At 70.5% G+C, this 12,014-nt stretch carries 11 protein-coding genes; 4 read left to right on the top strand and 7 right to left on the bottom strand.

Features of this window, described 5'->3' with window-relative positions:
- The 3 genes from K8V84_RS16915 to K8V84_RS16905 form a co-directional block, all read right to left on the bottom strand.
- The coding region (locus tag K8V84_RS16915) for an SDR family oxidoreductase (RefSeq protein WP_304076033.1) at nt 1-1,258 on the bottom strand (1,258 nt) is incomplete at its 3' end.
- 5 nt (nt 1,259-1,263) lie between these two features.
- A complete protein-coding gene (locus K8V84_RS16910) occupies nt 1,264-1,962 on the bottom strand; it encodes a DUF4383 domain-containing protein (RefSeq protein ID WP_304076031.1) in 699 nt (232 codons plus the stop codon).
- Nucleotides 1,963-2,288: 326 nt separating this feature from the next.
- Nucleotides 2,289-3,506, bottom strand: a complete 1,218-nt coding sequence (locus tag K8V84_RS16905) for a lycopene cyclase family protein (RefSeq protein ID WP_304076029.1) — start codon at nt 3,504-3,506, stop codon at nt 2,289-2,291.
- A gap of 64 nt (nt 3,507-3,570) precedes the next feature.
- On the opposite strand from K8V84_RS16905, the gene K8V84_RS16900 reads away from it, so the two are divergent.
- Together K8V84_RS16900 and K8V84_RS16895 are read left to right on the top strand one after the other, a co-directional pair.
- Entirely contained in the window at nt 3,571-4,317 is a 747-nt protein-coding gene (locus K8V84_RS16900; protein WP_304076027.1) for a class I SAM-dependent methyltransferase, read from the top strand.
- Nucleotides 4,314-5,888 (top strand): FAD-dependent oxidoreductase, encoded by a 1,575-nt coding sequence (locus K8V84_RS16895; RefSeq protein WP_304076025.1) that lies wholly within the window; start codon nt 4,314-4,316, stop codon nt 5,886-5,888. Before K8V84_RS16900 ends, K8V84_RS16895 begins: the two co-directional genes overlap by 4 nt.
- Here K8V84_RS16895 and K8V84_RS16890 read toward each other — a convergent pair.
- The 4 genes from K8V84_RS16890 to K8V84_RS16875 form a co-directional block, all read right to left on the bottom strand.
- A complete protein-coding gene (locus tag K8V84_RS16890; protein ID WP_304076023.1) occupies nt 5,852-6,859 on the bottom strand; it encodes a DUF5914 domain-containing protein in 1,008 nt (335 codons plus the stop codon). The two genes, K8V84_RS16895 and K8V84_RS16890, sit on opposite strands and share 37 nt — an antisense overlap.
- Before the next feature lie 11 nt (nt 6,860-6,870).
- A complete protein-coding gene (locus K8V84_RS16885) occupies nt 6,871-7,836 on the bottom strand; it encodes a phytoene/squalene synthase family protein (protein WP_304076022.1) in 966 nt (321 codons plus the stop codon).
- Complete coding sequence (gene crtI / locus K8V84_RS16880; RefSeq protein ID WP_304076020.1) at nt 7,833-9,299, bottom strand: phytoene desaturase family protein; 1,467 nt, start codon at nt 9,297-9,299, stop codon at nt 7,833-7,835. Before crtI ends, K8V84_RS16885 begins: the two co-directional genes overlap by 4 nt.
- A 92-nt stretch (nt 9,300-9,391) precedes the next feature.
- On the bottom strand, nt 9,392-10,453 hold the full coding sequence (locus tag K8V84_RS16875; protein WP_304076018.1) for a polyprenyl synthetase family protein: 1,062 nt from the start codon (nt 10,451-10,453) through the stop codon (nt 9,392-9,394).
- A 288-nt stretch (nt 10,454-10,741) separates the two neighbouring features.
- Here K8V84_RS16875 and K8V84_RS16870 point away from each other — a divergent pair, with 288 nt between their 5' ends.
- Together K8V84_RS16870 and K8V84_RS16865 are read left to right on the top strand one after the other, a co-directional pair.
- The gene (locus K8V84_RS16870) at nt 10,742-11,257 is read left to right on the top strand and encodes a MarR family winged helix-turn-helix transcriptional regulator (RefSeq protein ID WP_304076017.1); all 516 of its coding nucleotides are present in this window, start codon (nt 10,742-10,744) and stop codon (nt 11,255-11,257) included.
- Nucleotides 11,258-11,483: 226 nt separating this feature from the next.
- Nucleotides 11,484-12,014, top strand: a 531-nt coding sequence (locus K8V84_RS16865) for a BCCT family transporter (RefSeq protein WP_304076034.1), incomplete at its 3' end; no start/stop codon positions are given.

Genomic DNA, 12,014 nt, shown 5'->3' with positions numbered 1-12,014 from the left:
ACCGCAGCAGCCTGCCGGGAACCATCTCCTCCACACGCCAGAAGTCCAGTGGGTCCCCCACCCGCAGGTGTCGAGGATCCCGGCGACCGCGACGCGGTCCCACCCCGCCCACGGCCAGGTCGATCCAGCCTCGGGCCGCCCAGGCGAGCGGCCACGAGTACCAGCCCCGGCTCCCACCGATCCCCTCGATCACCCTCCACACGTCCTCGACCGAAGCGTCCACGAACCGGGCACGACGATCGGTGTACAGGCTGCCCCCGGACCAGTCGGGGTCGGTGGGCAACGGGTCCGAGGGAGCGCTGGGCCAGGACGCCGACGACCAACGGGTGTCCACCCTGTCCTCGTCGATCCTGCGCAGGGCCAGCGCCACCGCACGATCGAACCCGATCCGCCCGTGGTCGTCCACCAGATCGGACAGCTCGTCCTGTTCGACCACCGCGTCATGGCGCAGCGACTCCACCAGGGGGCGCGCCACGGCGGGTGGAACCGGCGTGATCAGGCCCACCCACAGACTCGAAAGCCCGGGCGACAGGACGGGCACCGGGAGGACGAGTCGACGGGCCAGGCCCGCCTCGGCGGCGAAACGCTGGATCATCTCCGCGTAGTCGAGTACCTCGGGTCCACCGATGTCGAAGGCGCGGTCGGTGTCGGCCGGCAGCGTGTCGGCCAGAACCAACAGTCGCAGCACGTCGCGGACGGCGATCGGCTGTACCCGGCTGCGCACCCACCGGGGCGTGGTCATGACCGGCAATCGTTCGGTGAGGTGCCGCAGCATCTCGAAGGACGCCGACCCCGAACCGAGGATCACCGCGGCTCGCAGTACCACGGTGGGCACCGGCCCGGCCTGAAGTAGATCGGCGACCTCCTTGCGCGAGGCCATGTGCGCGGACAGCTCCTGCCCTTGTGGAGCGAGCCCGCCCAGGTAGACCACCCGGCCCACGCCCGCCTCCCCCGCCGCCCGCGAGAAGGTGCGGGCCCCCTGGGCGTCGACGCTCTCGAAGTCGCCTCCCCTGCCCATGGAGTGCACAAGGTAGTAGGCGACGTCGACCCCGTGCAGAGCCTCGTCGAGCCCCTCCCCCGAGACCACGTCCCCACGCGCCACCTCGACCCGTTCCCGCCAGGGATGGTCACGGAGTTTCTCCGGGCTCCGGGCCAGACAGCGCACCCGGTAACCGGCCTCCAGCAGTTCGGGGACCAGCCGGCCACCGATGTATCCGCTGGCACCGGTGACCAGCGCCAGACGTCCTCGCTCGGCCACGGCGTTCACTCGCCGGGACGGTTTCGACGGTGGCGACCGGGCGTTTTCAGCGAGCTCGCGCCTCCGGTCGCACCCCGGCTCCCGGCCTCGTGCGCGGCCCGGTAGACGCCGTCATCACCCTGCCGCGCGCGCGGCACACCGTCCTCGGCCCGGGTGGACGCCCCCTCGTCCTCGGTTCGCGGGGCCGGGAGCCGATCCTCGTGATGGGCGTCCCGACCCCGTTGACGAGTTCCCCTTTCCTGGTGGCGGGCCTCCCGGTACCGGTGGAAGGGGTTGTCGTCGTCCAGACCGCCACTGAACCGGCCGTACATACCGAAGGTCATCACCAGTAGGCCTACGACGAAGCTGAAGATGACGTTGGGCATCGAGAAGGCCAGGATGTTGAAGTCGGTGCTCATCAGGAAGAGGTTGACGAGACCGCTGACGACGAATGCGATACCGACCACGACGCACACGGTGGAGGCGAAGGTTCCGCCCAACACCATCGCGCCCACCAACAACGAGCCGATGGCGATCGAGATGAAGCTCAGCGCCCCGTTGGTGGAAAGTCCGGCGATCACCTCGCCCTGGGTATCGAACAGCGGAAGTCTGGTCATCATCCCCGCGATACCGAACCCGATCAGGACCAGTCCGGTGAGCCCGGCGCCGATCCGGTAGACGAGATCGAGCCGTCGATCCGCCCGTCGTTCGGTGTGCAATCGCATGTTGCCGCCCCTTTCGGTGTGTCCTTCCGACCCGTGTCGGAAGGAACCGGCGACGCTCGGTACGTCTCGTCCCGTATCGGCGACGTGCGGAGCGCCGTGTATCGCGCACTCACCTCGGGGTACCGCGGACCACCTTCGGGATCGAACCGATCCCACCGCTCGGCCGGAGCAGGCCGGTGCCGGATCCGGGAGCACGGCCCCGCAAGTTCCGGGCGGGCCGTCCCAGGTCCGCCGCCGTGTGATCCCAGGATTCCCCGAACGCACCCTTCCCAACCGGACGAAAGCACACCCACCCCTTGGAGAAACCGCAGGTCACGACGGTGGGGTCACCCGTCGCTCCCTCCCTCGGCCCGCGCGGGCACGCCGACGCGGGCGCGCAGGGTGCGCCAAAGATGGTCGAGAGTGGTGCGGGACATGGCCGCCACCGGAGTGGTCAGCCCCATACGCAACTCCTTCGGCAGACGGGAGGTTCCGTCCAGGAAGGCCAGCACGTCACCGAGTCGGTTACCGGCGAAGAGCCGCTCGAAGAAGTCGGCGCCCTCCACCCGGCCGCTGTCCAACGCCGCGAGCATGATGGCGTCCATGGCCAGGTGGCGGGAACGGTACGGAACCGGGGGCAGCGGTGTCCGGTCGGTGGCCAAGGCCTCGGCCACCGCCGCGGTCTGTCGGGCCACCCCGCTGAAGGTGTAGCCGGTGGAGGGTCGGGTCGCGCCGCCCGCGGTACCGATACGGAACAACCGCCGTCCGGACCGGGTGGGAAAGGGCGCGTCGGTCATGGGGATGACGCCCTGTTCCGTGGCGGTGACCTCGACCTCCGCCAGACCGGCCTGTGCGCAGTAGACGGTGAGCGCCTTTTCGTACTCCGCCGTGCTCAGGGCGGTACGACCGAACTCGGTGTACTCCACGAGTGCCTCGCGTGTGGACAACGGCAATACGTAGCCGAAGGCGACGCCGGTGCGGGGTTGCTCCGGGCGCAGGTCCATGAGGATGGCCGACCCCGGATCGAAGGTCTCGTGCGGCGAGCGCACGAACCAGCCCCGGAAGTGCTGGAGCAGTGTGGTGCGCCCGCCCTGAGGCATGGCGCAAGGACGGGAGTCGAAGACCCAGCGAGCGGTCAGGGTCGTCTCGGTCCCATCGGGTTCGGTGGCGTGGACCGTGGCTTGCTCGGGCCCGTCGACCAGCCCGGTCACGTACAGCGCCCGCGCCCGGAGGTGCTCGTCTGCCCGCTCCCGCACATGGGCGGCCATGTCGACCGAGCGCAGCATCTTGTACACGTACGGATCGGCCGGGGAACGGTACTCCGCGCCGTCGGACCCCACCACGGTCAGGTCGCGCCACCGCGCCGTCAACAGGTCGTCCCAGAGCCCTCCGTCCGGTTCCCAGAAGCACCAGGTGCGTGGCGGCGGCGTGTGCTCTCCCACCGGGGGCTCCAACAGAGCCGTGCGCAGGGGCCGCCCGCGTCGTTCGTTGACCGTGCCCATGCGATGGGAGAGGGTGAGCCCCGCGGCTCCCCCGCCGATGATCACCACGTCGTAGTCGGTCATGGCCCCAGCTTGCCGGGGCTCTCGGGAGAACGCGAGGACACCGACGAACACACGTGGGAGCACCATGACCACCACGACGGGTCGGATGAAGACCGCAACGGTCACCGACGAGTTCGATCACGCCGCGGGAGCCTACGACCGACTGGTCGGCGCCAACCCGGGTTACCACCGGGATCTGCGCACGTCAGTGCGGCGGCTGCGGCTGCCGGACCGGGGCGAGGGAATGCGTCTGCTGGATCTGGGATGTGGAACCGGTGCCTCCACGGCGGCGCTGCTCGACGCCGCGCCCAAGGCCCGGATCGTGGCGGTGGACGCCTCCCAGGGCATGCTCGACGCCGCACGGGCCAAGGCCTGGGACGGTGACGTCGTCTTCCACCGGTCCCGGGCCGAGGAACTCTCCCCCGCCTGGGTGTGTGAACGGTTGGGAGGGCCGGCGGACGCGGTGTTCGGCGCCTACCTGATCCGTAACGTGCCCGACCCCGACGCACTTCTGTGGTCGATCCTCGAGGTGCTGCGTCCCGGTGGTCGGTTGGCCCTGCACGAGTACTCGGTGGCCGATTCACCGTCCGCGCGGGCGGTGTGGACGGCGGTGTGCTGGGGGGTCATCATCCCCTCCGGCAGGGCGCTGACCGGACGGGCGGACCTGTTCCGCTACCTGTGGCGCAGTGTGCTGGAGTTCGACGGCAGGCGGGAGTTGCTCGCGCGTATGCGGGCCACCGGGTTGGAGTCGGTGGCCGACGCCCCTTTGCCGGGCTGGCAGTACGGGATCACGCACACCTTCGTCGGTTCCCGTCCGGGGGGTGCCTGGTGAGCGGTGACGTCCACGACCCGGCCGCCGAGGCGCTCCCGGCACCCGAACCCGTGGGGCCTCGCCCGGAGCACACCCCCCGGGTGGCGGTGGTGGGCGGTGGCATCGCCGGGCTCGCCGCCGCTCGCGCCCTGGTCGAACGCGGGATCGAGGTGACGGTCCTCGAACGCGAGGAGGGCCTGGGCGGGCGGCTGCGCGGGTGGGACACCACCCTGGCCGACGGTTCCACGGCGACGATGAGCCGCGGCTTCCACGCGTTCTTCCGGCAGTACTACAACCTGCGCTCGTTGCTACGTCATGGCGACCCCGAACTGTCCGGTCTGGTGCCCTTGACGGACTACCCGCTGGTGCACGCCTCGGGGGCCGCCGACCGTTTCTCCGGGCTTCCCAGCACCCCTCCGTGGAACGCCGCCGTGCTCACCGCCACCAGCCGCAGTTTCCCGATCCGGGAGCTGGCCGGGGTGAACCTGCCCGCCGCCCTCCAACTACTGGACGTGGACGTGCCGGGTGTGTACGAGCGCCTCGACCACCTGAGCGCCCGTGACCTGTTGGAGGTGACCCGCTTCCCGCGCAGCGCCCGCCACCTGGCCTTCGAGGTGTTCAGCCGTAGTTTCTTCGCCGAGCCCGAGCACCTGTCGGCGGCGGAGATGGCGGTGATGTTCCACATCTACTTCCTGGGTTCCTCCGAGGGCCTGGTGTTCGACGTGCCGCGCTCCCCCTTCCCGCAGGCGCTGTGGGATCCCCTCGCCGAACGTCTGCGCACAGCCGGGGCGGTCCTGCGCCAGGGGGCACGGGTGGAGGGGATCGTCCCCGAAGAGCCGGGCGGGGCCACCGTGACCTGGACCGACCAGGGTGGGGAGCGAAGCGGGCGCTTCGACGGGGTGGTGCTGGCCACCGACCCTGGTGGCCTGCGCGAGGTGGTGGCCCGCTCCCCCGGACTCGGTGACGGGGCCTGGCGGCAGCGGGTGGCCGCACTGCCGTCGGCACCGCCGTTCCTGGTCTCCCGCTATTGGCTGGACCTGCCGGTGCGCGCGCACCGGCAGGCGTTCCTGGGCACCGCCGGACACGCCACGCTGGACAACATCAGCGTGTTGGAACGCTACGAGGACCAGGCGGCCTCTTGGGCGCGGCGCACCGGTGGTTCGGTCGTGGAACTGCACGCCTACGCCCTGCCCCGAGGCTGTGATCCGGCGGCCGAACAGGCGTCGTTGTGGAAGCAGGCTGCGGCGGTCTACCCCGAACTTCGCGAGGCGAGGGTCGTGGACGCCCGCCACGAACTGCGTCAGGACTGTCCGCTGTTCCCACCGGGAGGCCATACCGAACGTTGCGCGGTGACCACCTCCGATCCGTGGTTGGTGGTGGCCGGGGACCACGTGCGGGTGGACCTACCGGTGGCGTTGATGGAACGCGCGGCCACCAGCGGCGTACTGGCCGCCAACGCCCTGCTCACCCGGTGGGGACGGCGGGGGCACACCGTGTGGAGTGTCCCCCGGCGAGGCCGGTTCGCGCCGTTGCGCGCCCTGGCCGGGGCCCTACGTCAGCCGGGCCACCGCCCGGAGGAGCGCAGCAGGTAGCGGCGTTCGGCGTAGGCGAGGTCGTCGCGCCACAGGCGGCGGGCGGCCATTCGCATCACCGGACGGACCGCACCGGCGACCCTGCGCGCGAACGTGAAGCCGGTGCGGTCGGAGGCCGCGACCGTCGCCTCGATGACGGCGGTGCGCGGTACCCCCCGCTCGTCCACGCCCAGCGGCGTGGCGTGGGTCTCCACCACGCTGCCCTCCCCTTCGCCCTCGATGATCCGCATGACCACCGTGCGCGGTTCGGGGCAGACGAACTCCGCGCGCACCGGCACACCCCATCGCCCGGCCACCTTGAAGCCCACGTCCACCACCATGCGGTCCGGCTCGGGATCGGGGCCGCTCGGCACCTCGGTGACCCTCAACCCGACGAAGGAGTAGGGGTGGAACCAGGACCCGTGCCAGGGGTCGAGCCGGTTGGCGACCACGTCCTCGGGTTCGCACCGACCGGCCATGCTCTCCACCGCGGCGATGCTGCGGGCCGACGTGGGGCGTTCGGGCACCACGGGCGCGTCCAGGGGTTCCTCACCGCCCACGTGGTCCAGGCGCACCCACACCAGCACCCCGTCGTCGTGGGCGGGGTAGGGGTTCCAGCCCGCGAAGCCCTCGGGGCCCAGGGACAACCCGTGCCAGCGGCACACCAGGCGCCCCCGGTCCACCGCGCCCCGGCACAGGGGAGCGCCCAGGTGCGGGCAGGCTCCCGGACCCGCGTGCACGGCACCCCCGGAGGTACGCCAGGCCACCAGTTCGGTACCGGCCACCATCCGGCCGAAGGGACGGTCGGTGCGCACCTCCTCGGACCCCGCCAGCACGTACCAGTTGCCGGAGGGCCGGGCCAGAGCGCGTTCGAGGGCAGCCCGGATCACACCCGGGGACGCCTCCCGCCAGGTCGGTTCCTGACGGGACCAGGTGCCCTTGGGCATACGGCGCAGAGGGATCCGTCGAGGTTCGGGGTCGGGCAGGGTCATCTGCGTTCTCCTCAGGGGGCGGACCCACCGTCTCGGGGTCGCGGAACGGCCCTCGCCCACAGTGAGCGGGCCAGAGCGGGCACGGCCGAGGCCATCTTGCGCGTGTCGGACACCCGGTGGCGGACACTCCACACGTCGAAGCCCGCCGCACCGATCTCGTCCAGAATGGCGCGATAGAGCCGGAAGGCGGTGGCGACACACGGACGGGCGACGGGTTCGAGCATCGCCACCCCGGGTTCGGCCAGGCGATAGAGGTCCCGGTTGACCTCCACCAGTTCGGCGATGGCCCGACACACCCGTGGGTCCGGGGTTCTCGCCCGGGCGCAGTGCTCCAGAAGGGCGCGGTCGACCCCGTGTCCGGCGAGGACGTCGGTGGGCAGGTACACCCGCCCGCGCCCGAGGTCCTCGGCCACATCGCGCAGGAAGTTGGTGAGCTGGAAGGCCTCGCCCAGGGCGGCGGCGTGCGGCTCGGCCTCGTCTCGGGGCGTGACCGTGCCCAGGACCGGCAGGACCTGGAGTCCGATCACCGCGGCAGAGCCGTACATGTATTCGCGCAGGTGGTCGAGGTCGCGGTATTCGGTCACCTCCAGGTCCATGCGCATGGAGGACATGAAGGCGGTGAAGTGGTCGGCCGGCAGTCCATAGCGGTCCACGGTGTGCGCCAGGGCGCGCAGCACGGGTTCCTCCGGTTCGCCTCCGGCCTGGAGGAGGGCGAGATCGGCGTCGATGCGGTCCAGCAGCGAGCGTTGTTCCTCGACGGTGGCTCCGGGCTCGGGTTCGTCGACGATGTCGTCCACCCAGCGGGCGAAGCCGTAGAGGGCGTGGATGCCGGGACGGCGTTCGGGCGGCAGCACCCGGGTGGCCGTGTAGTAGGTACGGCCGTGGTGGGCGTGCAGGTCGCGGCAGCGCAGGTAGTCGTCACGCAGACGTTCGGAGGTGATCCCCGCCGCGTTCAGTTCGGTGGTGGCCCTGCTCATCGTCGCCCCCGTCGCGTCGACGCGGCCAGCACTCGCGCGGCCGCCAGTTTTCCCGAGATCAGCACCGTGGGCAGCCCCACGCCAGGGGTGGTGCCACAACCGGCGAGGACGGCGTTGGAGGTGCCGGCCAGGACGTTGCGGGGCCGGAACGGGCCGGTCTGGGCGAAGGTGTGCGCCAGGGAGAACGGGGTGCCGTGGGCCATGCCCTGGCGGGCCCAGTCGGCGGGGGTGATCACCCGCTCGGCGCGGATGGAGGCGTCCAGCCCGGTCAGCCCGCGTTCTTCGAGGGTGCCGATGACGCTGTCCCGGTAGCGCCTACCCTCCCCGTCCCAGTCGATGTCGCCCGCGTCGAGGTTGGGTGCCGGCGCCAGGACGTAGAGCAGGTGGTGGCCGTCCGGAGCCAGGGAGGGGTCGGTGAGCGTGGGTTGGGTGACCAGCAGCGAGGGGTCGCTCATCGTGCGCCCCTGGTCGATGATCTCGGTGAAGGTGCGCTCCCACCTGTGGCCGAAGGAGATGGTGTGGTGGGACAGGTGGTCCCACGTGCGGTCGGTGCCCAGATGGAGCACGACCGCAGAGGGTGAGAAGCGGTGCGGGACCAGGCGTCGGGGCCTGCGACCCAGGAGGCTCTGGGCGTTGGGCAGGTCGACGGTCAGCACGACCTGGTCGCAGGCCAGGCGTTCCTCCCTGTCGGTCATCACCGCCGTGATCCGATCCCCCGAACGTTCCAGGCTCGTGACGGACTCGCCGTAACGCAGGCGCGCACCCGCCTTGGCCGCGGCACCGGCCATGGCCTCCCCGATCGCTCGCATCCCGCCCCTCGGGAAGTGGACGCCCGCGATGGTGTCCATGTAGGCGATGACGGCGTAGGCGGCCAAGGCCCGCTCGGGCGCCACCCCGGCGTAGAGGGACTGGAACGAGAAGACGCGACGCAGGCGCTCGTCCTTGATGTGCCGGCCGATCGCGGGCGCCAGGCGACCGAAACCGCCCAGCGCGGCCAATCGGACAAGGTCGGGGCCGAGCAGGTCCAGGGGCGAGTCGAAGTCGGCGTCGATGAACGAGCGCATCTCCACCTCGTGGAGGCGGGTGAGCCACTCGCGCAGACGCAGGTAGCCCACGGCTTCGCGTGTCCCGGCGACCCGGGCCACCTCGGCGGTCATACGACGTCGGTCGGTGTGCACGTCGATGGTGGACCCGTCGGCGAAGTTCGCACGGTAGGCGGGAGCCAGCGCGACGAGGTCGAGTCGGTCGCACAGGCTCTCGCCGACCGCGGCGAAGGCCTCGTCCAGGAGTTCGGGCATGGTCAGGACGGTGGGTCCGGTGTCCACCCGGAAGCCGTCCATGTCGAGGCGGCCCGCGCGTCCGCCCGGGTGCTCCTCGCGTTCGACGATCACCACGTCACGGCCCGCGCCCAGCAGGTGCAGGGCGCACGAAAGTCCGGACAGTCCGGCGCCCACGACGACCACTGGTGCGCGGTCGGTTCGTGAGCGGCCCGAGGTCCGGCTCGGGGTCGGGTCGGTTTTCACGGTTCCACTTCCGAGCGTGTTCGGGTTCGGGCTCAGGTACGCGCCGCGGCGTCGGCGAAGCCGATCAGTCCATCGCGCACTGCCGGGTCGAGGTCGAGGGGGGCGAGGTGGTCCACGCCCCGGTCGGCCAGTTCCCGGCAGTGCCGTCGCACCAGATCGCACGCGCCCAGGCGGTCGAGGACACATTCGACCTCGGTAGTGGGCACCGGGTCGGTACCGACACGCTTCAACAGGTCCAAGGCCGCGGTGTCGCCGTGTTCTCTCGCCAGGTCGACGCCGACCGCGAGGAGCATGGTGTTGGTGCCCTGCCGGAGGTCCTCCCCGGGTGGTCTCCCGGTTCGGGAGGCATCACCCTGGAGGTCCATGAGGTCGTCGCGGAGTTGGAAGGCGACGCCGACGTCGGCGCCGTAGTGGCGCAGCGCCGAGACCGTCTCGGAAGGGGCTCCCGCCAGGACGGCGCCCAGGTGAAGGGGACGCTCGACGGTGTAGGAGGCGGTCTTGAGCCGGTCTGTCCGCAGGGCGACGCTCACCGAACGTTCCGCGCTCGCCCGGGAACGCAGGTCGAGGTACTGGCCGACCATCACCTCGGTGCGCATCTCGCGCCACACCCGATGAGCCTCACCCCTGCCCGGGAGTGCGTCGAGGGCTTCGTGGAGCAGGTCATCGGCCCAGGCCAGGGCGAGGTCTCCGGTCAGGACCGCCATGGACTCGCCGTAACGCACCGATGATCCCCGGTAGTCGCGTGACCGGTGGTCGTCACCGTGAGCGGCGTGCACGGAGGGGGCTCCGCGCCTGATGGGGGCGGAGTCCATCACGTCGTCGTGGATCAGGGCGAAGGTCTGGAGCACTTCCAGGGCGGAGGCCGCGGACAGTGCCGCGTGCGCCTCGGGCCCGTGGGACGGACCGCCGCCGGCGAGCCAGCCCCACCAGGCCAGTGTGGACCGGAGCCGTTTGCCGCCCAGGGTGAAGGAGACGACGCGTTCGGCCAGTTCATGGGCGCAGTCCGGATCGAGGAGGGCCACCTCCCGAACCCGGGGGTCCAGGTGCCGGCGCAGGAGATCGCCGACGGCCGCGCGAACCCCGCCGAGGTCCATCGACGATGGTCGCCACTCCGATCGCAGTGCTTCCGTCTTGAAGTCGACGATGACACTCTCCTCTAGGAAAGGCGCATGTACGATTTGTCTCGATTTCCGTGATTCTTGTCAAGCGAACTATTACACATCGCGTAGACTTTGGGCCACCCAACACTTCGAGCCCCCGTAAACTCGATCACAGTGACCGGAAGGCCCGATCATCGTGACCCTGGGAGATGGATGAACACCGCGCCCAGAATCCGCCTCGACGGGCCCGAGGGTCCAAAGGCCGCCGAGGTGGAGGCGTCGATGACGGAAACGGCCACCATGGACAAGCACGCACCCCGCAGCGAGACGGCCGCCTCCCGCGCGGACCTGTACTCCGCCCTGCAGTCCGACGGTCAACAGCTGGCGGTCCAGCTGGTGCGACTGCTGCACCGGATGTCGCAACGCTCGGGCATGAACCCCACCGACTTCCAGTGCTACACGCTGCTGCGCGTGGCCGGTTCCATGACCCCCGGAGAGATCGCGGACAGCCTGTGCCTGTCCACGGGATCGGTGACCGGCGTGATCGACCGGATGGAGGCGCACGGCCTGGTCGAACGCACCCCGCATCCGCTGGACCGGCGCAAGGTGGCGGTGCGCCTGATGGCGGGGGCCGAAAAGTTGGCCACCAGCACCGCCGTGGGGATCGGCGACGCCATGAGCGCCATGCACGAGGACTACTCACTGGAGGAACTCGAAACCATCCTGAACTGGATGAACAGGGTGAACGAGACCTTGGAGGGCCTCATCACCCAGCGCTCCCCGCGCCGCTCGGGCTGACCCCGCCCACCCGCTCCGCCCCCTCCCCCATCCCGCCTGGATTCCGGCAAGTCCGACATCATTCCCTTTGTCGGAGCTCTCCGTGTTGTGACGGTTGCTTTACTACCTGGTACGAAAGCCTCTACCATCCCACGGGACCCATCCATGGCCGGAGGCAGGAGCCGGCACCCCGACCCCCGACCGACGGGGCTGGGAAGGAGTGACCATCTCAACCCTGCGCAGGTACATCCGAGAACATACGAACCCCCCTGTCTTCGCGATCTCCGGGCTCGTGGTCGTCGTCTTCGTGATCTTGGGGATCGCCTTCACCCAACCCCTGTTGGACGGCGCGGAGGCGGCCCGTGACTGGATCGGTTCGCGGCTGGGGTGGTTCTACGTCCTGGCGACCACCTTCTTCCTGGGCTCGGCGATCTTCCTGATGCTGAGCCGCTTCGGGGGCATCCGGCTCGGGCCGGACGACTCCCGGCCGGAGTTCGGCACCATCGCCTGGTTCGCGATGCTCTTCACCACCGGCATGGGTATCGGCCTGGTCTTTTGGGGGGTGGCCGAACCGGTCACCCACCTGCACGAGCCACGTGACGCCGCGCTGGCCCCCGTCGTCCCCGAGGGCGGCGGTGAGGCGATCCCCCAGGCCGAGGCCGCCAGCACCTCGCTCGCGTCGAGCTTCTTCCACTGGAGCTTCCACCCGTGGGCGATCTACATCGCTTTGGGCCTGTCCCTGGGCTACTTCGCATTCCGCAAGGGTCTACCGCTGCGG

Origin of the sequence: Nocardiopsis listeri (assembly GCF_020741345.1) — a bacterium.
GTDB classification, from domain to species: domain Bacteria; phylum Actinomycetota; class Actinomycetes; order Streptosporangiales; family Streptosporangiaceae; genus Nocardiopsis; species Nocardiopsis listeri_A.
Note: the sequence above shows the minus strand (reverse complement) of the source record. Positions and strands in the feature narration are given on the sequence as shown.